Source organism: Haliea sp. E17 (genome assembly GCF_048323675.1).
GTDB lineage: Bacteria > Pseudomonadota > Gammaproteobacteria > Pseudomonadales > Halieaceae > Mangrovimicrobium.
On record NZ_JBLWFK010000006.1, the window covers coordinates 243,552 to 269,404 of the forward strand.

Here is a 25,853-nt window from a genome sequence, read left to right on the forward strand (position 1 = left end):
GGACTAGCTTGCCCTGCCCCGCCTGAGACCAGCCGCACCCAGAACACCCAGGAGCAGGGTGCACAGGAACCAACCCAGATTACCAAACGTTGGCACAGCTTCGGGTTCCGCCGGCGGCGCACCTGGTGCCGCAGGTGGAGCGGGCGGGGTAACCGGGAGATTGGTAATCTGGAAACCGCCGATGGCATTTGTAGCCACGGCATCCCACGGCAACGCCCCATCCGCATCCTGGAATCGCTGGACGAAGAGTCCACTGGCATCTGCGGCAGTATAGTTGACGAGATTCTGTGTGCAGGTCACGTCAGCCGCGTAAGCGGCCGAGGGGTTGGAAAACCGCACAATCATGCCGCCACCGGGGAAACTGAAATCACTTTCAGCGGTGAACTGCAATTCATAATTTCCCACCACTGCATCGCCAAAAGGATTGGCGGGCGCCTGGGTATTGCTGACTACAGTGGTGTAGGCACCTGCAGCGATATTACCCCCGTTAACCGTGGTGGGAACCATATCGACTTGCAGTGCAATTTCCACGTCGTTAGCCAACCCGGTATCGAAGGCAATGGTATCGCCGGTGGCGATATCGAACGCCGGCAGGTTCTGGTACACGAAACCATAGAAAGGTGGCCAGTTGATACCTATGCCAAAAGGAAAGCAGACGCTTACGGCTGGCGTATTGCCCTCGATGGTCGTGACGGTTTGAGCTTGTGCCGGCAATGCAACGAGTGACACAGCACACAACGCCGCATTTACCACGCTGCGTGGCGAGCGGAAAGACCTTATTTTCATACAATGCCCCTTTGGTAGTCCCTTGTATTTTTCTTCACCTGGCGACAGGTGTGCCCCCGCCTACCAGAATACCCCCGGCTTTTTTCAGCCGATCGTCACTCATTCACGTGGAACCTTCCAGAAGTCCGTTGAGTGGCGTTTTAGCAGCTCACCGGTTTCAGCGTGTATTGGCCAGTTTTTGCGCTTTCGGCCAACCCAGGGGACAAAAACACCACTGGTGAGCCACTTTCCGGCCAGCTCCAAGCCAATACTAGCATACTACCTTTTTCCCGGCGTAAGCCCATTCACTGCCAAAGATTACCGTTCTCAGCAGGCGTTTGGGGAGCCGCGATGCCTGCATCAAACCCGCCTGGAGTAACACGTTCCACGTTGCTGCCAGTCGGCTTTCCTGACCTATCCACCAACATATTCCGGCGCTGGCATGCCATCCGGTAACCAATTGAAGTACCCAAATACTTCTTTTTGCCGATGTTTTTAAAGATGAAAACGCCTTTGCGGGCCCACCATCCGTACGAATTTGTGACCCATGTCACATGGTTAGTGTGTGTTCACTGCATTTCTATACTTTTCTCAAGAAATTCTTTTTAAGAATCATAATAGCCTCATAACATGTCAATAAGGAATTTCTCAGCGGTCGGAAACAAGCGCCACTGGGACGGGGACTGGAATATTTCACGAACTCATTTCCGACGGAGATGAAATAATGAACAGGCATATTATTGAAACACTGAAAACAGGGGCTGCGCTTGCCAGAATCACTGCCGATCTCTGCACCACGAGCGTAATTTCATCAACGAGCAAGCTTCACAGCACTGGGAAATCACCTGCTTCCAGGGTAATCAGGTCGCTGGGAGCGGCGTCGTTCCTGGTCGCATCTGTGCTGCATGCACCACTCTCCAAGGCAAATCTCGATCACGAGTACGATTTCGAGTCGGGCAGTTTCGACGCGGCCTGCATCGGCAACTGCCCTACGGTATCAAACGAGTATTCACGTAGCGGCCGCTACGCGATGCAGTCGACCATTTCCAGTAGCAGTTCCAACAAAAAACTCACCATGGCCGCCATTCCCGGCAACGACAGGTTCATGGAATTCGAGCGCGACTACTGGATCGGCTTCAGTGCCTATCTGCCCCATGGCTGGGAGGTTCCCGGCAAAATGGAGGCGATTGCCACCATTCACCGCAAACCCGACCGCGGCGAAAAGGATTACGCCCTTTTCGCCCTTTACACCGGTAGCGGTGAGTGGGAAGTAGAGAACAGGGCTAACGGCATATCCACCCAGCAATGGACCCTGAACAGCGTTTACGAGGATGTCGGGCGCTGGAGCGACTTTGTCATTCATTACAAGCCCTCCTACCAGTCCTCTGGGATTCTTGAAGTGTGGAAGGATGGCGCCCTGGTAGCGAAACGCACTGGAGCCAACACCGAAAAGGATGATACCGGACCCTATCTGCGGTTGGGCCTCTATAAAGGGCGCTACAACGCACCGGCCAAATCCGTCTACCACGATGACCTTCGCATTGCCTCCGGTCCCTATGCGTCCTATGCGGACGTTGTACCCGGTGGAATATCGACCACTAGCGAAAACACATCCGGCGGCGACAGCACCTCCGGTAGCGATAGCTCCTCCTCCGGTAGTGGCAGCACCTCCATTAGCGATAGCACTTCCGGTAGTGGCAGTACCTCCAGTAGCGATAGCACTTCCGGCGGCGACAACACTTCCGGCGGCACTGGCTCCGCAGAGGAAACGCACACCTTTGAAGAAGGGCTACTCGGCGACCTCGACTGCAGCGGCAACTGCCCACAGGTCAGCACCCGCTATTCACGCAGTGGCAACTATGCGATGGAGTCGACCATCACCAATAACAGCCCCAACATCAAGCGCACCGAAGTGACAATTCGCGGTGCCAAGAAAAAAATGGAATTTGAACGCGACTACTGGATGGGCTTCAGTATTTTCCTGCCCCCGGGCTGGGAAGTGCCGAACAAAATGCAACTCGTGTACCAGATTCACCGCACCAATGACCCCGGTGAAACCGGCGGTCAGCCTCCCTTCGCCATCTATACCGGCACTGGCAACTGGCGCGTTACCAGCCAGGCAGGTAGCGACAAACAGGTCTGGGACCTGAACCCTGTCATGCAGGATGTTGGGCGCTGGGTCGACTGGGTAGTCCATTACAAGCCCAGCAAAGGCAATTCCGGGATCGTCGAGGTGTGGAAAGACGGTACCCTGGTGGCGAGCCGCCGGGGACAGACCACCGAGGACGACCTGGTAGGCCCGTACTCCAAGTGGGGCATCTACAAGGGACAGTATGACTTCGCCCCCATTACTGTCTATCACGACGACATCCGCGTTTCTTCTGGGTCTGGAGCGGGTTACCAGGACGTTGTCCCCCGCTGATAGCGCGGCTCCATAAATATCAATCCACGATCAGCAATGATCGTGGATTTTCCTTTTTAATCTAGCCAGAACGAGTCTGCCCTTGTCGACTCGCATTTTGTTGCCATCTGGAGACAAATTAACCTTCTGATTTTAAAGCTTTTTTTTTGATCGGCCGCCCATCTGTCGCAAATCACTTGATAAATTTGTATCCAAAAACTGACAAACAACCCGTCGATGACCGAAAAATAACATCAAGACATTGTTTTTATTGTTTTTTTTTCACTGTGGCACGTCAAATGCTAGTAGTTCACTAACGTGCAACCAAGCGCACCGTACCCAGGGGCTTCATACGGCCCCAATCAAGTTACACACCCAATTCTACTCAAAGAGGTTCTTCTATGCGGGTCGATTTAATGCCAGTTCATTGGCAGCGAACGCGAAAGGTAATCAAGTCCATTGGATCAGCTGTAGTACTCGCAGCAATTTCGTTTCAGGTTTCCAGTGTCAATGCGGCAGTGGATCACGAGTATGATTTCGAATCGGGAAGTTTCGACGCGAACTGTTCTGGTAACTGTCCAATCGTTGCAAACGATTACTCCCGCAGCGGCCGTTACTCCATGAAGTCGACCATCTCGAATAATAGTTCCAACACCAAGTCCACGATGGCGACTGTCCCGGGGCGCGACAAGTTCATGGAATTCGAGCGCGACTACTGGATCGGCTTCAGCGCCTATCTGCCGCGCGGGTGGGAGGTTCCCGGCAAAATGGAGGCGATTGCCACTATTCATCGCAAGCCCGACAGCGGAGAAAAGGACTACGCCCTGTTCGCCCTATACACCGGCAGCGGTGAGTGGGAAGTCGAAAGCAGGGCTAACGGCATATCCACCAAGCAGTGGACCCTGAACAGCGTCTATGAGGATGTTGGTCGCTGGAGCGACTTTGTCATCCATTACAAGCCCTCCTACCAGTCCTCTGGGATTCTTGAAGTGTGGAAGGATGGCGCCCTGGTAGCGAAACGCACTGGAGCCAACACCGAAAGGGATAATACCGGACCCTATCTGCGACTGGGTCTCTATAAAGGACGCTACGACGCACCGGCTAAAACCGTCTACCACGATGACCTTCGCATTGCCTCCGGCCCCTATGCGTCCTATGCGGACGTCGCGCCCGACGGATCATCTGGCGGTAGTGACAACACCTCCGGCAGTGGCAGTGGCAGTGGCAGCGGCTCCGGTAGCGACAGCACCTCCGGCAGTGGCAGCGGCTCCGGTAGCGACAGCACCTCCGGTAGTGGCAACACTTCGGGCGGCACTGGCTCCGCAGAGGAAACGCACACCTTTGAAGGGGGACAACTCGGCGACCTTGACTGCAGCGGCAACTGCCCACAGGTCAGCACCCGCTATTCACGCAGTGGCAACTACGCGATGGTGTCGACCATTACCAATAACAGTCCCAACACCAAACGCACCGAAGTGACAATTCGCGGTGCCAAGAAAAAAATGGAATTTGAACGCGACTACTGGATGGGCTTCAGCATTTTCCTGCCCCCGGGCTGGGAAGTGCCGAACAAAATGCAACTCGTATACCAGATTCACCGCACCAATGACCCCGGTGAAACCGGCGGTCAGCCCCCCTTCGCCATCTATACCGGCACTGGCAACTGGCGCATTACCAGCCAGGCAGGTAGCGTCAAACAGGTCTGGGATCTGAACTCTGTCATGCAGGATGTTGGGCGCTGGGTCGACTGGGTAGTCCATTACAGGCCCAGCAAAGGCAATTCCGGGATCGTCGAGGTGTGGAAAGACGGTAAGCTGGTGGCGAGCCGCCGGGGACAGACCACCGAGAACGACCAGATAGGCCCCTACTCCAAGTGGGGTATCTACAAGGGAGCGTATGACTTCGCGCCCATTACTGTCTACCACGACGATATCCGCGTTTCCTCCGGGTCTGGAGCCGGTTACCAGGACGTCGCCCCCCGCTGATAATGCAGCTCAATAAATATCAATCCACGATCATTGCTGATCGTGGATTGATATTCCGCCCAAAATGAACCAATACAACTTTCTCGTCGATCCATCCAGTTGCCATCTGGCGACACTCTAACTGCATGAATTTAAATTGATTTTTGCGGAACACTATCATTCCTGTCTGCCAGCACCGACTAGAGCAAGCAATAAGCATCCGATTTAGGCCAAAATTTCTCAGATTAAACTTATAACGATTTGTTTTATATGAATATTTTTTTATCTGGCACGAGTTTGGCTTAGGAGAGTCAGACGCCACATTCGGGCCCGGTAGTTTGATCTCGCGTGGCAACCCCGTAATCACATCATGTATTTGTCTTATACGAGGAACTACGCATGATTTTGGCATTACCATCGGCTATTTACCGTAAACTGAGCGTTCTAACCGCATCTCTCGTAATGGCAACTCTAACCCTGCAGTCAAACTCTGCCGCAGCCGCGGTGGATTATGAACACAACTTCAACTCAGGAAAGTTCTCCATGACCTGCAGCGGCAACTGTCCCAAGGTCAGCAGCCGCTATTCTCGTCGAGGAGGCTACGCCATGGAGTCCACCATCAGTAATTCGAGCAGCAATAAAAAGCGTACCGAAGCCATCCTCCCCGGTAAAATTGGCAAAATGCAGTTCGGCCGCGATTACTGGATCGGCTTCAGCATCTACCTGCCTGCCGGCTGGACAGTTCCAAACAAAATGGAAATTCTTGCACAAATCCACCGCACCCCAGACAAGGGCGAGGCCGGTGGCCAACCACCAGTCGCGATTTACTCCGGCTCGGGAGAATGGAAAGTTACCAGCCAGGAATGGGGTGGCAAGCAGGATTGGCTGTTGAATAGTGTCTACGAAGATGTCGGCCGCTGGACCGACTTTGTGATTCACTATCGCCCCTCCTACACTTCAAACGGCATTCTGGAAGTCTGGAAAGACGGCGCCCTGGTTGCAAAGCGCAGCGGAGCGAACACTGCGAAAGACGCTATCGGTCCGTACTTTAAGATGGGTATCTACAAGGGAACCTACAGCGCCCCTACCAAGACCGTTTACCACGACGAACTGCGTATTGCGTCCGGGCCCTACGCCAGTTATGCAGACGTAGCTCCTCGGTAGTAGGCACTAACTTTCACAAATGCCTGCTTTTTCTATCAGAAAGCAGGCATTCACCTCCTCAGTAATTTTTGCTGCAGTTCGCAAGCGCACGGGGCTTAGCCTACCCCGTCGACCCCTGCCCCCTGGAATTCTTCAGAATCGAATCCTCCTTTCATCGTGACATCTCTGGTCACGTAAATGATCATGATATCTTAGTCAGCACCAAGACTTTCTCTGAACGCTTTGCAGTATCCGCTTGAATGTCCGCGGCCCTCAGACAACTGGGTAGAGAACTGACGACTATTCCATTATTCCAAGCCTCTATCAGCAATTCCGAACTTCCAACTCCTACCACAGATGGATAGTGACCATTGGTTCTGCATCAAATACGCCCCAGGAGTGAAACTGATGGCTTATCCAATCCCTCCACCCTACGAGTGGGGCTCGCTTACAGTAAGTACCAGTTCTATTGTTCATAGATTTAATCCTTCAGAAATCAAGAACCTATCCTGTAAACTTCCTTAATAGAACTCCCATCAAACTTAAACTTGATGATCAATATGGTGTAACCATTCAGTATCTATATGGAATCAAACAGCAGTTCATTGCATTTGTGCCGAGAACTAACGCACATACTGAATAGGAATTTAGGGAAGCACTATACGTTCAAATCCAATCTGGGCTGCTACAGTATCAAGTTCACAAAACAATACTCTCGGTTGACAGCGGTGTGAACCGTGGTTGAGCACTGGATTCTTTCTTCTACTGAGTCATATTTTTTAACTCTCTAGAACGACAAATTCCAGGGGTTCATCGGCAGGGAAAAACTGCACTATCTTTCAAGGGCACCAAGTAAGATGAAAATGGCTTTTCACATCGGGTATCACAAGACAGCCACCAGTTGGCTCCAAAAGGCTTACTTTCCAAGCCATCCCGAAGTTGACTTGCTTTGCAACTCGAGTGCTCCATGGAATGACCCGTTTCTTCACTATCTGATTTCAACTCCAGAGCTCAAATTCGACGCTCACGAAGCCCAACGCCGACTCTATTCACAGCAAAGCTCTGATTCCAGTGACAGGAAGCGGAAGATAGGACTGGTTTCAGCTGAACGACTTTCAGGTTTCCCACTTTCTGGAGGCTTTGACAGCGTCCATATAGCACACAGAATTCACAAAGTTGCCGCAGACGCGAAGATTATTATCGTGGTCCGGGAACAGTCCGACATGATCAGTTCCGTATACAAACAAATGGTTGGTGAGGGCTTCTCGGGTACTCTTGAACAAATGCTAAATCGTCCCAGTTGGAAAACAGCGGGTTTTAATCTCGCCTTTTACGAATTCGATCTGCTGGTTCGATTGTATTTGGATCTATTTGGAAATGATCAAGTACTGGTACTATCCTATGAATCCTTTCGAGAGGCACCAGACAAGTTTGTTAGCCAATTATGTGACTTCCTGGAAATCAGTAAGCTCAGTCCGCCAGCTGAAAATAAAATCGTCAATCAGGGCATGTCGACGGCCAGCATGAGGATGATTCGGCGCCTTAACCCTATCCGTGAAACTGAGTTTAACCCCTATCCAGCGATAAAGTTGCCGCCAGGGATTTTCGAATTTATCTACAAATCTCATCGAGCCATTGATCGTCGCCAACTTCAGCTAATGAGCGATGACCTACGGTCTGAATTGCAGGATTACTATCGCAGTTCCAATATTCAATTACACCAATTGACAGGCATAAAGTTGACGGATAGAGCAACCTCTGACCCAGAAAATATCTAGGGCGAATAACAGTGAAATACTTATATCTACTGTTGATTTACGCATTTTCGAATGACCTATTTTCTTTTCTACCAGAGGATATTCTTCCCGGGGGATTCGACCTTTCCGACATTGGTATTCTTTTACTTTTAATCGGAATACTAGTTATATTTCTTAAAGAGAAGGATTTCAGCATCCTGTTCAATCCCTATACAACTCTTGTTGTTATCCTGTTCTTCCTAATCGCTATTGAAGCCGGCATCGCTTCAATCAACTATAACCAATCCATCATAAGCGGTGTGATCAGCACTCGTCGGTACTGGTACTATTTGACGTTAATCCCTTTTATTTTTTGGCTAAAGGATGTCAAAAGCGTCGAAATTTTTCTGGAACTTCTAAGCACTGTCGCCCTGGTAATTTTTATCCTGTCAATCGTTAATTATATAACGCCTGTTGTGTTTCAACATGAGTGGGCTGCGGGGCACCATAAGCGTGCTGGCGTAGTGCGCGCGTTTATTCCTGCGATGGATCTACTAACTTTTACAACTTTTTGGCAATTTGTACTTTGGCTCGAAGTTGAGGAAAAAAAGTCAAAATCCCTAATAAAAACAGGGATTTTTTATGGCGCACATGTATTCAGACAATCACGCGGTCGGCTCATAACCCTCACGGCGGTAATGCTAGGTCTCTTGATCTACAAACGTAAATTCAAGGCATTTTTTCTTGCGGCATTTCTCGCGTCCATTGGGTTTTTTGTACTTCAATACACCATGGAACAAAACATCATGGAGTACGCTTTCGCTTCAACAGTCGAAGATATATCGGAGAATACTGGCACGTGGGAAGGCCGACTGGAAAATATACAAAGTGATGTCGATCATTTTCTGAATCACATATGGATAGGCAGCGGGGCAGTTGCCCTTCGACTTTCGGAGGGGGGCGGATTTTCCTCACAGGAAATGGACAGGCTAGAGGAAATTGCAAATACAGCAGACCTGGGTTACACGAGATGGCTAAAAAGTTTTGGACTGGCAGGAGTCTTGTGGCTAGGAGCATTATTCTATTTTGCAATTAGGGACTGTATTCGTGCATCCAGTCTGGCCACAAAGCAAGCGAGAATCATCCCCCTGTTTGTATCCACTTATTTTGTCTTTGTGGCGATTTCCTCAGTTACCCTCAATCACTTTCAATTCCCGCCAAGAATTATGGTCCTGTGTCTTTGCTTCGCTGCGTTAACCCGAATCCAATGGGAAGCTATTCGAAAAGCTTCATCAAATAATAACGCGCCGCTTCACGACAATGGCGACATTGATACAAACGCAGTTAAGCCTTATTAAAGGAAAACAATTCATTCAGATATTTTTTACAATTTTTATTCCACTCATAACTACCTGCTTAGAAAAGGTCCATGATGCAAGCAATTACCATCGTAACTCTCAGCACCAATGAAACTGCGGGCATCAGGAGTGTCATTGAGAATTACCTCGTATCTGGCCTCTATGATTCATACGAGCATCACTGGATAAAAACGCACGATAATGTTTCAGCAATTGAAAAAATTCGAATATTCATAGTCTCTATATTTCAGCTGTTGGGGGTTATCAGGAAAAAACCGATTCTTCATATCCACACTTCCAGCCGTGGAAGTTTTCTCAGAAAGGCAATTCTCGCAAGGATCGGAAGCTTGTTTGGCAGCAAAACGATCCTGCATTTACACGGCTCCGAATTCAAGGAGTTTTATGAAGGATCCAACAAGCTGGCAAAGAAGGCGATTCGATATACTTTTGATCATGCCGATTGTGTCATCGTGCTCTCGGAAAGCTGGAAGGTTTTCGTTTCGTCGATATCCATTAATCCCAACATTGAAGTCGTTAACAATTTTGTCAAAGAGGTCCAATGCAGTCGCCGGGTTGGGGCGGAGGATGGAGTGAATCTACTATTTATGGGGAGACTAGGTAAACGCAAAGGTGTATACGATCTCATCGACGCGATGGAATTGGTTTCGCGTGAGGTCGACAATTGCAAAGTCTATCTTTGTGGCGACGGAGAATTGGAGGAGGTCAAAGCCAGAATTGGAGAAAAAGGGCTTCAGGAGGTTTGCCTGGTCGAGGGATGGGTAGGACCGGAAGCGAAGCCAGGATATTTCTCTTTGGCCGATGTTTTTGTCCTGCTTTCCTATAATGAGGGGCTTCCCATGTCGATTCTGGAGGCAATGTCCTCCGGTGTGGCGATACTGACGACCCCCGTGGGCGGAATCCCGGAAGTAATTCGCCCAAACCAGAACGGAATGTTGGTCGAAGCTGGCAATGTAGCGGAAATTTCCAGAAGTATCATAGAGTTAAGTCGTGACCGCGAGAATCGCACCCGGCTCGGCAGGGCGGCGCGAAGCGATTATCTTCAATCGTACTGCCCAGATGCAATTCTTCCCAAACTGCACAATATATATACTAGACTAAACAAAGGTGGATAGAGGTGTGACAGGTGGTGGTTTCTACCCGGCATTGGACTGTACTCAGACTCAGGTGCCTGATAACCGCCTCAATGTTATCGCTGTTCACATTTCACGGCAGTGATGTACGCGCGCAGCTTTACGTAAGGAACTGGGAAAGCGGATCACTCAACGACACCTGCAGTGGCAACTGCCCAAGAGTCACCTCCGAGATAGCGCGTCACGGCCAGTATTCATTAAAATCGTCGATCAATCGCTTGATCAGCCCCAATAGTTTTCGCACCGAATTAACAAAGCCAGGATTCCCCGGTAATTTTCAGTATCGCACCAATTATTGGATAGGGTTTAGTACATATCTACCCGAGGACTGGGAGGTTCCCCATAGATTTGAACTGATAGCGCAGATCCACGCCGCACCAGATCCCGGTGAACGACAACGAAGTCCGGTCCTGGGAATTTATACCGGCTCTGGTCGCTGGAAAATACAATCGCGCTGGGAAAAGGGAAGGGCCGACTGGATTTTGGATCAAAGAATAATCGACGATGTAGGTCGTTGGGTAGACTGGGTCATCCGATACCGGCCTTCATGGCAGGATGATGGAATTATGGAGGTATGGAAGGATGGAATAAAAGTCGCCAGCTATTTGGGGCCAAATACCTATGAAGACAATGTCGGCCCCTATCTGAAGATCGGTCTTTACCTGAACTGGAGGGACAGAAGCTGCTGTCAGGGCACGTCACCCTTAAAGTATATTTATCATGACGAATTGAGGATTGGAATTGGCCCCGAGTTCACGTATCAAGACGTGGCTCCTGACCGTGTAGGGCGCTAATTGGCAACCACTAACAGAAGGGCTGACGTATTTTCACTGAATCGAATGGCTATCCGGTGTGTGCGGAAATCTCCCCATATAATTATTCAACCTGGGCCGTGAAAAGTAAATGAAGAGTGCATTTCTCCAATTGACCTATACGCTGGCCTATTGCCTCGGAATTATCGGCTTGTTCTATAAATTTAATCGTCGGCCGATAGTCGTTTCTTATCACAACATCATTCCAGACGCATCGTTCGACGAACACTCGCACTTCCTGGGCGGAGACCACCGGGTTTCTGAATTTGAAAGGCACATGGAGATCATTACCGGAAAATTAGAGGTCGTTAACGAGCTAGTCCCCGGCAAAGTACTCATTACCTTCGACGACGGGTACAAAAACAACCTCACGATTGCAGAGCCAATTCTTCGTCGACATGGAATCAACGCGACATTTTTTGTTCCCGCCTGTTATTTCGAGTCTTCAGACATACTCTGGATAGACAAAATATTGATGTGGATATCTTTCGTGCCCACGGGAAGTTACCTTTTGGCGGGTAAGTTGTACAACCTGGATTCAACTAGTAGTCGACGTAATACCTGGAATGAATTGTGGAGACTACTACTGGACGATTATTCTGTGAAATCCGGGCTAATTGAAGAAATGCAAAAGCAGTGTACTTTTGAAGAAATTCCAATTGATAAAGACTATTTCGACGCGCGCTTCCAGGCACTTAGCGATGACGATATGGAAAGCCTTAAAAAGGCTGGCAACAAAATAGCCTGTCATTCGTACAACCACGACATTCTGGCCAAGTTGTCTCCCGAGGAGCTATTTGGCAATTTTGAAAAATGTCAGGCTTTTCGTTCAAACTTTAACGTCAGTTGGTATAGCTATCCTTTCGGTAGAGACAGTGAAGTCACCGATGTTGTAGTGGAAACATGCAAGAATTTCGGATATTCATACGCCTTCATGAATATTGATGGCAAAGGATCCGAGCGTTACAGAATGACTCGAGTAAATATGCCGAATTCCGGAAACAAGGCATTAATTCACGCCAAACTGAGTGGCTTCGAGGCTTTTTTAAAGGAACTCCTGCCGACGTGATTGTCCAACTCCTGGATCAGTTCAATCATAAGATAAAAGAGTACGCACAGGAATTTGGTCCGGACACTACGCCCGACTGTGACGAACTGGCTGAATTCGCCGCTGCAACCTCCGCTCGTCCGAGAATCACAGTTTTAATTGAGCAAGAAGCCTGCAAAGGTATGTTCAGTGGCGTCCTGGAACGAAACAGAATTGCCGGACTTTCCCTCTTCGTCTATGGCGCTTTAGGCCAGGGCTTCTACGATTACTCCAGGATCCATCACGCTCCAGATTATCGTAATAGATTATTAACCGAACTGAAAAAGGATGCGAAGCGTGCCGGAGCGGATTGTATCTATATGCAAGCGGCGCTATTAGATGATTCTTCAGATTTGCTATCGGGCCACTTATCGCATGTACCGACTCGTATTTTCAGGGCGGAAAAATCCGAAAACGGATTCTCGGAATTGCTCAAGAAAAAGAGTGTAAGGCGGCATGTTAACAAGGCCAGGCGAGAACTGGGATACACATGCGAACATTTCACCGCCACGAGCATTCAGGCGTCTGATATCGATAGCATGGGACGCATGCATATAGAGACTCGCAGATTTCACAACAACGACAGCGACTTCAAAAGACCCGAAACCCTCAGTCGTTACATGAGTAGTCTCGAGAACAGGGTACTTACCAGGATTTCTGTTGGTGACGAAGTGCTGGGTTATCACTACGGACTTGTGTTCGGCACAACCATGATTTGGCATACTCCTGTCATAAACATCAAATACCTCGATTACTCCCCGTTAGAAATACTCCTATTTGAGGTTCTTTCCTATTGTGATGCGGAGTCATTCGAGGTGTTCGATCTGGGCGTTGGAGATGAGCCATACAAAGCCCGCTTTTCTAACGACCTGCGCTCTGCTTACGATGTGCTGATACCAATCTCATTGAAAGGAAAACTGGCGAGTACACTCAAGTTGGCGCAACAGCGCTTTGCGCTAAGAAAACACGCAGAAGCAGGAACGCGCTGGCTGAGCAAAAGCATTCCATCCCGGCAGTATGTATCTTCTGGCACGCAAATATTTATGGTTCCAGACACTATAAGTAACAATAGTGACTCGGGAGATTTAATGCTTATTGAAGCTTTTTCCAGTCTTGTGGAATTTTACAGGTCTGTTGGGATGCCAATAGACCGTGAAGATTATTCAAGAATTCGGGAAGGCGGTCGTCTATGCGTCTTTGAAAGCTCTTCAGGCCCCAATAATCTCATATCCTATTGTTGGGCGTTCGAAGCTAATTCAATATCGGCATTGGCGCACAATGCGCAGTCAGAATTCCAGGAACAGGTTCTGCTTAGTGACTTCAACTCGATCGACGGCGTTGAGTCTTGCGAAATCGTTTCGCTCTGTGCCAAAACGACAGAACATTTTTCCACCCAGGGGAAGGCCTGTCGAATTAAGGTGACATGCACCAAACTGTCAAATCTGCTGACTGGCGCTGGGTTTTCGCGCGAAACCAAAAAAGCCACACTATGACAAGCGTGGCTCCAGCAGCTCTGTGTATATTTTTTCAAGTTTTTCTGCGTTTTTTTCAATAGAGTATTCGGAATTTAGCCGTTCATTTCCTAATCGCCCCATACTTTCAGCCTTTTCCGAATCGTCCAAAAGGCTTGCTACGCGCTTCGCCAGCAACTCTAACCCAGAGTTTTCCACTACATATCCATCAATTCCATCTCGAATGATCTCGCTGGACGCCGAATGCTCGCCCAGGGCTACGACGGGGATTGATGCTGCAAACGCTTCCAAAATAACCAGACCGAAGGCCTCCAGTCGAGACGTCATGGCCAGCAATTTCATTCGAGGCAAAATTCTCCTCGCTTCTGGCTGATAACCGAGAAATATGACAACTTGCTCAAGTCCCCGGTTTCTAACTTCGGCTTGTAAATCCTCAAGCATGGGCCCATCGCCAATCACCACAAACCTGACTTCAGGGTGAGTCTGATGAAGCAGTTCCGCCATATCGACAAAAATGTCTACGCCCTTCTCGGGGACCAACCTGCCTAAAAAGCCGACCAACGGAGCGTCAGGAAGATTTTCCCCGGGATCGTGTATTTCACCATTTAACTCACAGTCGAGAACAGCGGTTAAGGGTATACCGTTATGCACGACGTCAATCCGATCGCAAATTCGTTGACTTCGCTGCCGCATTAGGCGCCCCATGTAATCTGAAATCGCGATAAATCGGTCAATATTGCCAGCGAAAAAAGTATACAGAAGAAAGGAGGCAAACTCGCCTTTAAGAAATCGCCCACCATGTTCGGTATACGCCACTGGACACCGTTGAAAAGCTAGCGTCGCGTTAAAGATGATGTTATTTGCATGCGAATGGATAATCTGGTGGTTTCCTTGCCGAAGAAATTTCAATATCGGCGCAAAAAACTTGAAATCGGATCCGCTCTTCATGCCCATATAGCTCACCTGAACCGGCAGTGCTGACAACTGATCTGACAAGGGGCCCGGGGAACTCAAAACAAGCAATCTACAATCGTGATTCCGGCATTGCACTGCTAGCAAATCGATCAGGTAACGTTGTATTCCCCCTTGCCCGAGATCCCAGCAAACATGGAGTATCTTCATGTCGTTGTTGGCACAGATATCAGGGATTTGAAGATTGCCTGCTTTTCTAACGCGGTCTCATGGAAGCCCAAAACTTTAGGTATGAACAGTGCCGGTATCAACAAGTACCAGACAATGCGAATAATTCTTTCATACCACCAGAGAGCACGCCGACCGAACATCTCCTCCACATAAATCCGGCTACTTTTGTAGCCATACATGGCCTTTACATTGGTTACCTTCTTCGCGCTCGCGCCGCCTTCGTGGTAAATTTTAGCAGCGTCCAGTATTATGACTCGCAAGCCCCTGTCCCAGGCATTCTTGCAAAGAAGCGTATCTTCAAAGTACATGAATATTCGCCTGTCCAGAGGTTCGTCTCCATCGAACACGTTGCGCCGCACCAGCAGATAAGCCCCGCTGATCCAGTCGACTTCACAGCCCGTCTGCCCGTCCTTCAACAGCACCGACCTGCGTTGTTTCCCACGAACGCCCTTACCGGATTTTCGAATAAGATCGATCGAGTAATCCTTTATCAAGCTCAATATAGAAGGAAAACCGAAACAGGCCATGACTTCACGATTGCCAGTGGAAATCATTCTTCCCGACAGAACCCCGATACTTGGATCTGATTCCATGACATTAAACAAGGTAAGAAGCGAAGAATCGATAAACATTGCATCGCTATTGAGCAGTAACAAATATCTTCCAGAACTCACTGCAGCCGCCTGGTTCACCGCCTGAGCAAAACCCATATTTTCCTGATTCTCAATTAACTGAACCTCAGGAAAGTTTGTGGACACGAAGTCACAAGTGCCATCGGATGACGCGTTATCAACTATTATCGTTTCGAACTCGACCTGCTTGGGCAAAAATTCGTATATCGAAGAAATACACTTTCCTATCAACTCTCTGGTGTTCCAACTCACCACCAGAATGCTGATTAAACATGACGATTTATTCACGTTCTTATCCAAGCCAATCGACCGCCCATATCATTTCAATCAAATCGCAGACCTTGAATTCCAACTACTGAGATCCAGGCCGAACTCAGTTTCCAGCCGTGAATTCACATTTTCAAAGCATTGCGCCAGGTGTTTCATCACCAATTTTTCGTCGTCGTCGATAGTAGGAAGCACTCCAACATTAGCGGACCGGTATAAAGTTCCAAGAAATTTTCTGGCCTTTTCGCTTTTGATATAGGGACTCATCAATCGCTTTACTCGGTGTACTGCCTGATGTTTTACACGATACGAACGATTTTCCACGGTGAAATTGTAGTCTATGTAAAACGAAGGATCTAACCCGAGATCTGATGCCAGGGAGCACATAAATTTTTGCGGATTGATCCTAAAGTCCTCGAGCAAATATATTCCAATGTCCCGATGGTCGAAGTGTTCCCGCCATAACAAAAGGTAATTCACATATGAACTATGTGCTATTGCATTATTTAATATAAAGCGATTCGAAAACGGCACTCGTTCCTGGAGCAGCCGTTCCACAAAACTCGTGAAAGTGAGTTCTTTATCAATTATACCCAGGTTATTTTGGGCAAATCTGTAAAGCGAATAGACCCGCTCTTCAGGTCGCCTAAGTACAAAGATTATCTTTGGCTTAAGGGGCCATTGAGGGATTGATTCAAGTGGTGTTCTCTGATAGAGGTAATCCGGCGTCGCTTCCAAGCGGTACTTCCCGCTATGTTCCTCGTAACCGGAAAAAAATCGTGCGTAACCTGATACCCCCTGCTCCCCTATATTCCAATCTTTCCGAAAAAGCGGATACCCCCTATCCATAAGGAAATACGTTTCCTTGACGGAGGAAGCGTATATTTGCGGGTGATCTTTAAGATGGTTGAATATTGAAGTCGTTCCACATTTAGGCGCACCAGCCAAAATAATGTGGGGTAAAAATCCTGAACTTTTAACGACTCCCATTTATGCGATACCTTTGTCTAAATTACTGAACAGCGAAATTCAATATTCAGTCATTTCAAAAATCTGCCCCTGGAACCTTCTTCCCTTTAACCAATAATGAATCTAATTCGACCCAAACACTTTTAATTGCACGAAAACCAAATAACAAAACGAAAATAAGGTACAGAGTCGTAAAAACAGCGCCGTGAATTCCCACACTATACGGCAATTGTAGCCATGATTCCGGATAGAGCCCTTCAAGAGCTTTCACTGAAACCCAACTGCACAACATTGCCCCCAGTGGTGCAACGTAAAATACAAACAACCTTTTTACAGGGAAGTTTATAAGTCGTTTTGTGAAATACAGTAACATCACGAAAAATGCCAACTGCCCAGAAGCCCAACCTAATGTAAATGCCTGCAATCCAAAACTCACTAGCGCCAATGCCATTACCACACTAGCTGCGACCTGCACGGCACTTGAGAATAATAGGCTGCCAGGGTGGCCTTTGGCCTTAAGTAACGCGGGCAACGTAAGTACTGCTAAACGAACCAAACCACTCAGCGCTACTATTTGGCAAATCATGCCAGCCTCTTTCCATTTTTCACCAAATATCAAAATGGTGATTTCTCCGCCAAAAAACATGAACAGCCCCATCGCCGGGAAGCCAATTAGCGCTGCAATACGTGTTATGAAAAAACTACTTTCAACGAGACGATTTATATCACTCTGCATACGCGAAAATGCAGCGAATGCGACTCTACTTATAGTGACCCTTGAAATATCAATTATAACCTCAATAATACGACGTCCAATTTCATAAACGCCAAGTGATGAAATTCCGAAAAGCTGTCCTATCAAAAAGCGATCTGTGTTAGAAGCTACGAAATTGAGAAAATTTACTCCCAGAATACGTGATGAATAATGCCAGAGGTCTTGAAAAGATGATTTAGAAAATTTTAGTGCTGGAAACCAGCGTGTGACCCAGTAGAGGACAAGGAATTCAACAAATTTCGACGTTAATTGCTGACCAACAAGGCTCCAGACTCCAAAACCATTCAGTGCCATTGTTACACCCACCGCAGCACCACTAAACGTTGATAAAACGTTACGAATGGCTAGACTACGAAACTTGAGATTGCGAATCAGCAACCCTTGCTGTACACGTGAAAGCGACAAGGGAATAATACCAATAGCCAACCACCAAATAATTTGTACAATCTCCGGTTCGTTACTCCATTCGGCTGCAATTGGGGCAATTAAAACGGAGACAGCGAAGGCTATAACGCCTAGAGCTGCAGCGGTCCAGTATGCGGTGTCCTTTTCTATATCCAAAAGGTGTTTACGCTGAACAACCACATCTGTCACACCCACTTTAACGAAGAGTTCAAGAAAGGAAATATAGACTCCAGCCAGCGCAACCAGACCAAATTCTTCTTTGGAAAGCACTCTCGCCAATACGAGAAAACTGGCGAGATTAACTACCCGAGTTCCAAATGTTTCCGCTGTCGACCAAATAACACCGGAAAGAGCTTTCCGCCCCAAGGTTCCCATACATGTCACATGTGAAGTTTGATTTAACTAACTTTAGGTGGATTGACTGGCAGTAACTGAATGCCTGATCTTAATTTTTCAGGTGTTACGCCTGCTAGACCAACCACCCCTCCAGATCTTGACCAATCATGTTTTGTAGTAGAGCTATGTCCTCTGCGTAATCAGCAAGCAGCCTCTTTCGTAACTCAAGTGGCACCACAAGATCAGCGCCAGATCTCTCGTTCCAGTGGAGTATTTTCTCGCGCAACCCTAATCTTATCTTGTCATTTGGCAGCAAAATCCTGATGACTTTTTTGTACCAACCCTCGTTAAGAATCAAATGCAGGAAATGAACGTTTCTGGGAACAGCGGCTCTATGGAATTTTTCTTCCGGAACTATTATCTTTTCAGTGGGATTCAGGCCCAGAAACTTCAGGCAATGAGCCAGTTCCTCAGTCGGTCTGCTCGCAAGTTTATCTGACAGGATAAAGTGCATCTGTGACGGTTTGACAATCCGAAAGAATCGTTCTAGCTGCCTCGCGTACAGACCGCGGTCAAAATAACTGTACTGCATGCGATGCCAATCATCTCGAATAATCCTTTCGGGTTCCGCCTCCAGGGCCTCTTCAAATGAAAGGTCCTCAAAGCCACGCCTGTAAGTCATGAGATAATGTGAAAACGCTCTGTCTACCGGGTTCCGAAATAGAAAAATGAACTTGAGAGCCGAGATATCGAAATGCTTCTCAATGCGTTCGAGACCTCGTTCAAAGTACATGTACTCGGGGTCAATCTCTCCGACCAAAGGTTCACCTTGCCATCGATCAAAAAATTCCCGCTCGTAATAATCGATCCCCTTCGAGTAAATTTCATTGTTTACAAAATACTTCGTTTCTTTCTGTTCCGGTAGGTAAATCTCCGGGTGAACCCGGAGATACTCGTGCAATGACGTGGTGCCACATTTCTGAGCTCCGACTACAAAAAAATTGGGTAACAACTCGTCATCCTCAACTCTCGAAAAACCAACTTAGTGTACGACGGCTTCCATTTTCGTGAGCGTTAATTACGGCTTTTCACGTCGCCGACCAAAAGGCGAATCTCACCCTCTGAGAAAAATCGTGCTGTATCTTCGCAGCTTGTCGCTCTTAAAGAACAGATAGGGTTCTCTTCCATAGTAGTATCTCCACCAGGCTGGTGAGAGATGTAACCGCGCATGCTGATAGATTTCCTTGTGTTTGAACTCGAGTGGCTGAAGGCCAACCTCTGTCGTCAATCTTGCACGCAGGTCCGGGTTCATACCATCGATAAAAACCGCTGACCGCTCCTTTGCTGTGCTTATTACGTTATAAAACGCTGTCGTTGTCATTTCGTTGCTCATATGACAAAACACATTTTGTGCACACACAATATCGGCGAGTTCGTATTCTTCTGACAGCTTCCCGGAAATAATATCGCTGCAGGAAAAACTGACATGCTTGCTCAGACCCGGTTTAACCGTATAGCAATCACCAGTCCTATCAAATGTCTTTTCCAGAAACAGTAAGGGAATCGGCAATCCCTGCGTGATCTGCTGCAGAGAAAATCTCGCCAGCTTTGCTTCTTCAACTTTATCACTATGTAGATCTGAGCAGTTGATATGGAAGTCCAATCCAGGGAACGCGTGCACAAGAACCGAAGCCATGGTATAGGCTTCTGCCCCACTTGAACCGGCAAAAATATTGATAATCAACTTTCCAGGATTACGTCCTTGCAACAGGTATTGGACTACAGGTCCGACGAGTGCCTCAAGCTGTCCCGGCGAGCGATAAAATGAAGTATGGGTGTGATGGTTGTTTCTTTCGGCTTCAGCGGTAAGTTGCCTGTGCCTTTTTTGCCCATAAGGATAAAGCAGCAAATCATAAAGAATGTTTCGTTTAATGTACCTGGCGCTACGCCACAGCATTCCCGTAGAATCCGGGTTAATAATTGGTCCGGGATATGTGCCTCTTCCCTCATTTATCGCAGTCACGGCAGACTCACCAACTCGATATAGCCGTTCAAACACACTGTTAGCAAGTATGCTGAATCACCAATATTAAACTCCAGACTCAAGTTGGAAGGCCTCTGAACTTATTAATGGCGTACTGACTATAGTGCTGCAGAAACGGCCTCAGATCATCCATCGCAAATGTCGCATGTACCCGTTTTCCCCGGATTGAACGAAGCCATTCTATATAACCAATTTTACCCAGCTTTTTCAGCTCTCTAGCCGCAACGAAATCCTGCTTCAGACGGAGCCACACGACCCCGTCTTCCCAGTCGTTGAATTTGGGGCCGGGAATATCCAGAACGTCACAATACGCAATGTAAGGCAAATCTACCCCACAACCTGAACTGATTCCTGTTGTATTTACCGGACGGGTATTTATTTCGATGAGCTTATGTTGATCACTTTTTTTATCGTATTTAAACTCAATACCAACAATTCCGTTATAATTCGCGCGCTGCATCAGTTGGCGGGCCTGGCGTTCAACTATATCGTGGTGACATGACACAGTAGATGTGCAATACCCAAAGTCAATTGGGTGCTGGCGCAGCTTGCTTCTCACACAATATGCCATCAAATCACTATCGGCCCCACAATATCCGATAACCGTTAGTAGATTTGTATCGTCTCCGCCTATGATTTCCTGAATCATCAACTGACCATCGGCCTCGGCAATGCGGGTGTATTCCCTAACAAGCTCTTCTGGTGAATTGACGGTGAATGCCTTCTTGTTTTTCGAAACGCTACCGTACTCCTGCAATCTCCACTTTTGCGCGACAAGCGGTTTGATCGCATAGGGAAAGTTTTTCAGTTTCCCGGCAAGCGACTCTACTTCCTCCAGGGATTCCGGGCAGTACGTTTCCGGGATAGGAACACCGGCCGACTCGGCGAGTCGATATTGCTTGAGTTTGTCACGCATTCGCTTCATTGATTGACTGTCGGGATTAACCAGCCTGAAGTGCGCCGAAAGGGCCTCATAATGATCGGCAATAAACATTGAACAGTCATCAGAAGCGGGGATGAGGACTTTCTCTCCCTCGTATTTCTGAACCAGTTCAGTGAGAAAATTCAGCAGATCTTCCTCTGATGAATACTGATTCGGGCAGATTTCGACCGCTGAAACGTACTTCGAACAAAGACTGGTATCCAGCGCATTCGGGTGTAGACGGACAACCCTCACCCCCCGCCGCCCCAGTGAACGAGTGATAGCGAGTGCGATAAGGCTATGAGCTTTATCATTAGCGGTTCGCGTTGCATTGGACTCATGCGTCATCACAAAGGCTGTTGCGGTCGACATAGGGTATGCTTTCCAGTAAATCTGTTTATTATGCAGCGTATACCATGCCCTTCATGATCAAACGTGCAGTCCGCTCGATACTCGCTTTACAAACGCTAAGCCCCTGGTTGGTATCTTCCAGTTCAACAGACACCTCCAGAAGGCCTTCTGGATGTCCAATGCAGATTCGTGGGTTCATAGAATTTGCCGGGGCCAGTTGTTGAATTATCGTACCTTCGATAGCCGATGCCGTACAACAGCATATCGCCCCGGATACCGCGTAGGCGTGATGAACTCCCTGTGGATTGACAATCCTCGCCTCGATGTCGCAATTGGAAAAGCCGGAATCGCCTGGCAAATCTTTAACCAGAGCGACCTTCACCTGTCCGGTGTGGATTTCCAATCCTGGATTCAGGCGATTGATCTGATCGCAGACATGCCTCCTGACCAATTCCACATTCGATCTCAAATCCCTGTTGCCGTTCAGGCTCTCAACCGACTCACTGCCAGACAAGCCAAACTGGCTGGCCTTCAGAAACGCATAAATCGCTCCTGCATCCACAACAGAATACTCTAATTCAAGACCATTGATACTGAGCCATTCTATCGGCCTATGTGTCGGCAATATTTTTGAAGTAGCCCTGCCTCCTGATGACAAAAACGTCAATTTGACACTTGTGTTTTTTCCACCAACTCCTGCGTCAAAATCATCGTGTATGGCATGGATAATACCGCCGGAGTTCACATTGTAGATTCTAATTGCGTTTCCGATTGCTTCCGGTTTGAGCAAGTCCAGGTGGAATGCTGCCAAACCGACTCCGGAAGCGAGATTACCGCACATGATTCCATAATTGATTTCACTACAGCCCAATCTGACCTCGCCCGACAAATAGGAGACATCGCTCCCCTCCACGAGATTTCGAGCCGACAGTATTGCCACCTTGCTGGTTAAAGGGTCCCCTCCACCAAGACCATCGATCTGGCGTGAGTCCGGACTGCCGAAAATGCTGCATATCACCGAATCGCGGTCGCTCGGGTTCGAGGGCAGATCTTCGCCGCGCAGGTAAATTCCTTTAGAAGTGCCTCCACGAACAATTACACACGGAATTTTCATGATTGCGCCCTCTTGTAACACGAATAGTTGGATTACTCGTAAACGACTTCATGACGCCAAGTGTGCTCGCCCCCAAGGTCCCAGTATACCTGTACTGAAAATGTGATTCTAAAATCCTGACACTTAACGTGAACTGGTTCATCGCTAATTCCAGATTTCTGCAGTTTTGGCTCTGGTACCGATATTTTCCTGGCCCTTGGACCTACACACGCACAGGTCTAGCGCCGGGGAATATCTATCCTGACGTACTTATCTCGTGCATAAACAGGTGTAATCCATTGAGCAAAAGTGCCACTGCTGCCACAACCGTTATTCGCTCGACAGTTTTTTCACCCCGTGCCAACAGATATTCGCAAGCATAGAACAAAACAAATATTCTGAATACATACCTTATGACCGGGGTAATCTGACTCATGTCAGCTAACAGAAATGGGGCCAGGAATACACAGGACAACACAACCAGCAGGTCTTCCGTATTTGCGCCAAAATAGGTCCGGCGTGTAATTCGAATCGACAATGCCAACAGTAGTATCAGAACAACAAGGCCACCATCGATTAGCAGGTTGATATTTTTGCCTGCCACCGATTCGATCAGGCTGTAAGACAGGATTATCGTGGCCAGGTAACTGGCGAGTCGCCCCCAGCCGACAGGCCACCTCACACGTATGGGAAGCGGGAGCAAAAGAAATACACCTAACGCCAGGCTCAGGTACGCCAGGCTCCCTCCACTGAATATCGAGGTACCGGCGGCAAGAAAAAAGTATCCGGCGATAAACAGGCCGACAATTTTACCCGTGTAAGGATGGAGAAAACTCAATCGGCGAAAGAAAATGTTTCGGCGATATCCTCGATCATTGATTTCCTGCGAATCGTGTGCTCTCCATCCAGTTTTATGCCCCACGTAAAGAATTCCCAGGATGAGACTAACAAACAAGATGTAGAATCCCATGGCGATCACATCACTACTGAATCGCAGCAGGTAGGCGCTACACAATAATATCGCCTGCAAAAAGTAAATGAGTGCTACGACTTCGTAGTGATAAAAGCCCAATTTTGCAATCTGGTGATGGAAATGCTCTCTATCAGGACCTGGAAGTGGTAGCTTTTTCCTGATTCGCACCGGGACAACCTGCAAAATATCCATAACAGGGATACCCAGTATGATAAGCGGTAGCAAAGGGGTATAAGACGCCATCGCGTTCTGACTGACCGTAATTGAAAGCCAGGCAAGCGTGAAGCCGAGAAACTGGCTTCCCGCATCCCCCATAAAAATTGAAGCGGGATGTGTATTGAAACGAAGGAAACCCACCAGCGCAGCCATAACTGATATTGACACGGCTGCAACCTGTGAATTTGAAGACTGAATGGCGAGGATAAAAAGTAAAATTAGTGCCGCGAACGTAGTCCCGGCTGCCAATCCATCCATTCCATCGGAGAAATTTACGCCGTTAATCACCCCGAGCACGAAGACAAAAGTCACTACATTGCAGAACCAGGCGGGGCTATCAGGCAATAGCGGAAGATCGCCAATCACCATACCGCCACTCATTGCAACGATAACCCCGATAGCCTGGCCAAACAGTTTTTGCGCCGGACGGAGTTCGGAAAAATCATCCCACAAACCGAACCCTATTATAAGCATGCAGGAAATCAGGTAACTGCTAAGTGAAAGATCCAGCGGCAGCAAAATCAGCAAGGACAGAGACGCCCCCGCAATTATTCCCAACCCACCACTCCGAGGCACAATTACATCGTGTAGCTTACGCTCACTGCCTGCGGGGTCATCAACCAGCTTAAAGCGACCAGAATAGCGAATCAGCAAAGGCATCAGCGCTAGCGTAATCAGCAGAGAAAACAGGAAACTGTAGAGATAAAGTACTTTCATACGCTCAAACAATAGTGCAGTTTGAAGCGGGGTTACAATAGAAATAGGGACTTAGTATAAATAATACAAAATTCTAGCTTTAACTAGTATAAAAGGGTGATTGGCATAGCATTCCAGATTAATTCTTAGTGATTCAGTCCATGCTAAATCAATAGCCCTTTAACTATTTTCTTAGCAATGCCTTTAGTTTTCGCTTTACGATGCCAATCGATCCTAAATTTAGCTCTTCCCGTCCACCGGACGCGGTCAGAAATTGGGTACCATGCTTTTCTTTTCGCTGATCCCCGCGCGCGACCGTGTAGTAATACAATGCCAGGGAAAGTCTGGACCTATCTTCTGGACAGGTCAGTGGCTCTGGATGCCCATGAAAACTGGTGGGGGTTGTTGTAAAGATGGCCATGCGATTGAAAGTCGGCAAAATTTTGGTAACACAAGAATGCTTTTTCTCATCCCATAGCTCAAAGTGCCCCCCGTATTCCTCCTTCCAGTCTTTATTCAGGTAAATCAATAAGTTAATACGCCTATTGACCTGCATTAACCTGTGATGATTAAAGTCAACGTGAACACCCAACTTCCCCCCCCTTGGGATTTTATGCAGGCCTCCGCCAAATAGATAGGGGTCTGGAATCAGTCCTTGAATACCTGTTAACCGCTCCAAGAACCTGATGAATGGCTCTGAATTAAGATTATGAATAAACGCCCTTGACACTGGCTGGAGAGCAATGTCATGGCTCATTTGATATTTTTTTTCATATTTGGTTTTGAATTCGGTCCATGTTTTCTCTCCCGCCTCAAATTCTTTGATAATTTCATCCAACAACGCTGGATCGAATACATCATCAAATACGCCATGGGCAAAAGGAATCGCACTCTTATAGCCGTCAGCGAACCTCTCAGAAATTTCATTCAGTTTGTCATATGGAAGGAACTCGTTATGACTAAGGTTGAACATACTCACGCCCCTACTTCGAAGAATTTCCGAGAATTGATAAGGCCTTGTACCCGACCGTTAAAAGCGGAGAGGGCCGCTTTATACTACCACTGCTAACGCGGTAGCTCTTGACAGACAGGCGAACATAGTTTGTAGGCTACTGACTTTTCTCAAACGAGACAAGCGGAAA

General features: G+C 47.9%; 20 protein-coding genes. 9 read left to right on the forward strand and 11 right to left on the reverse strand.

Features of this window, described 5'->3' with window-relative positions:
* Positions 1-3 precede the first annotated feature (3 nt).
* Complete coding sequence (locus tag ACNKU3_RS17140; RefSeq protein WP_418260773.1) at positions 4-786, reverse strand: hypothetical protein; 783 nt, start codon at positions 784-786, stop codon at positions 4-6.
* Between the two features lie 703 nt (positions 787-1,489).
* On the opposite strand from ACNKU3_RS17140, the gene ACNKU3_RS17145 reads away from it, so the two are divergent.
* From ACNKU3_RS17145 to ACNKU3_RS17185, 9 genes are all read left to right on the forward strand, one after another.
* Positions 1,490-3,187, forward strand: a complete 1,698-nt coding sequence (locus ACNKU3_RS17145) for a heparin lyase I family protein (RefSeq protein ID WP_418260774.1) — start codon at positions 1,490-1,492, stop codon at positions 3,185-3,187.
* A gap of 395 nt (positions 3,188-3,582) precedes the next feature.
* Positions 3,583-5,151 carry a heparin lyase I family protein gene (locus tag ACNKU3_RS17150; protein WP_418260897.1) on the forward strand — a complete coding sequence of 523 codons (1,569 nt, stop codon included), beginning with the start codon at positions 3,583-3,585 and terminating at the stop codon, positions 5,149-5,151.
* Between the two features lie 378 nt (positions 5,152-5,529).
* Positions 5,530-6,294, forward strand: coding sequence for a polysaccharide lyase (locus ACNKU3_RS17155; protein ID WP_418260775.1), 765 nt, complete (start codon positions 5,530-5,532; stop codon positions 6,292-6,294).
* A gap of 842 nt (positions 6,295-7,136) precedes the next feature.
* Positions 7,137-8,051 (forward strand): sulfotransferase domain-containing protein, encoded by a 915-nt coding sequence (locus ACNKU3_RS17160; protein WP_418260776.1) that lies wholly within the window; start codon positions 7,137-7,139, stop codon positions 8,049-8,051.
* Positions 8,052-8,062: 11 nt separating this feature from the next.
* On the forward strand, positions 8,063-9,367 hold the full coding sequence (locus ACNKU3_RS17165) for an O-antigen ligase family protein (protein ID WP_418260777.1): 1,305 nt from the start codon (positions 8,063-8,065) through the stop codon (positions 9,365-9,367).
* A 71-nt stretch (positions 9,368-9,438) separates the two neighbouring features.
* A complete protein-coding gene (locus ACNKU3_RS17170; RefSeq protein ID WP_418260778.1) occupies positions 9,439-10,500 on the forward strand; it encodes a glycosyltransferase family 4 protein in 1,062 nt (353 codons plus the stop codon).
* A gap of 71 nt (positions 10,501-10,571) precedes the next feature.
* Entirely contained in the window at positions 10,572-11,312 is a 741-nt protein-coding gene (locus ACNKU3_RS17175; RefSeq protein ID WP_418260779.1) for a polysaccharide lyase, read from the forward strand.
* Between the two features lie 109 nt (positions 11,313-11,421).
* Entirely contained in the window at positions 11,422-12,399 is a 978-nt protein-coding gene (locus ACNKU3_RS17180; protein ID WP_418260780.1) for a polysaccharide deacetylase family protein, read from the forward strand.
* A complete protein-coding gene (locus ACNKU3_RS17185; protein WP_418260781.1) occupies positions 12,396-13,910 on the forward strand; it encodes a GNAT family N-acetyltransferase in 1,515 nt (504 codons plus the stop codon). Before ACNKU3_RS17180 ends, ACNKU3_RS17185 begins: the two co-directional genes overlap by 4 nt.
* On the opposite strand, the gene ACNKU3_RS17190 is transcribed toward ACNKU3_RS17185, so the two are convergent.
* The 10 genes from ACNKU3_RS17190 to ACNKU3_RS17235 all read right to left on the reverse strand — a co-directional run bounded on the left by ACNKU3_RS17190 (position 13,905) and on the right by ACNKU3_RS17235 (position 25,684).
* Positions 13,905-15,011, reverse strand: coding sequence for a glycosyltransferase family 4 protein (locus ACNKU3_RS17190; protein WP_418260782.1), 1,107 nt, complete (start codon positions 15,009-15,011; stop codon positions 13,905-13,907). The genes ACNKU3_RS17185 and ACNKU3_RS17190 overlap by 6 nt on opposite strands.
* On the reverse strand, positions 15,008-15,952 hold the full coding sequence (locus ACNKU3_RS17195; RefSeq protein ID WP_418260783.1) for a glycosyltransferase family 2 protein: 945 nt from the start codon (positions 15,950-15,952) through the stop codon (positions 15,008-15,010). The genes ACNKU3_RS17190 and ACNKU3_RS17195 overlap by 4 nt, the downstream gene beginning before the upstream one ends.
* A 39-nt stretch (positions 15,953-15,991) precedes the next feature.
* Complete coding sequence (locus ACNKU3_RS17200; RefSeq protein ID WP_418260784.1) at positions 15,992-16,921, reverse strand: sulfotransferase domain-containing protein; 930 nt, start codon at positions 16,919-16,921, stop codon at positions 15,992-15,994.
* A 55-nt stretch (positions 16,922-16,976) separates the two neighbouring features.
* Positions 16,977-18,455, reverse strand: a complete 1,479-nt coding sequence (locus ACNKU3_RS17205; RefSeq protein ID WP_418260785.1) for a lipopolysaccharide biosynthesis protein — start codon at positions 18,453-18,455, stop codon at positions 16,977-16,979.
* Positions 18,456-18,549: 94 nt separating this feature from the next.
* Entirely contained in the window at positions 18,550-19,428 is an 879-nt protein-coding gene (locus tag ACNKU3_RS17210; RefSeq protein ID WP_418260786.1) for a sulfotransferase family protein, read from the reverse strand.
* Between the two features lie 102 nt (positions 19,429-19,530).
* Positions 19,531-20,439 (reverse strand): CheR family methyltransferase, encoded by a 909-nt coding sequence (locus ACNKU3_RS17215; protein WP_418260787.1) that lies wholly within the window; start codon positions 20,437-20,439, stop codon positions 19,531-19,533.
* 79 nt (positions 20,440-20,518) lie between these two features.
* Positions 20,519-21,754, reverse strand: coding sequence for an ATP-grasp domain-containing protein (locus ACNKU3_RS17220; protein ID WP_418260788.1), 1,236 nt, complete (start codon positions 21,752-21,754; stop codon positions 20,519-20,521).
* 28 nt (positions 21,755-21,782) lie between these two features.
* Positions 21,783-22,847, reverse strand: a complete 1,065-nt coding sequence (locus tag ACNKU3_RS17225; protein ID WP_418260789.1) for a PrpF domain-containing protein — start codon at positions 22,845-22,847, stop codon at positions 21,783-21,785.
* Positions 22,848-23,082: 235 nt separating this feature from the next.
* Positions 23,083-24,732, reverse strand: coding sequence for a glycosyltransferase family 4 protein (locus ACNKU3_RS17230; protein WP_418260790.1), 1,650 nt, complete (start codon positions 24,730-24,732; stop codon positions 23,083-23,085).
* 163 nt (positions 24,733-24,895) lie between these two features.
* Entirely contained in the window at positions 24,896-25,684 is a 789-nt protein-coding gene (locus ACNKU3_RS17235) for a 2OG-Fe(II) oxygenase (RefSeq protein WP_418260791.1), read from the reverse strand.
* Between the last annotated feature and the right edge of the window lie 169 nt (positions 25,685-25,853).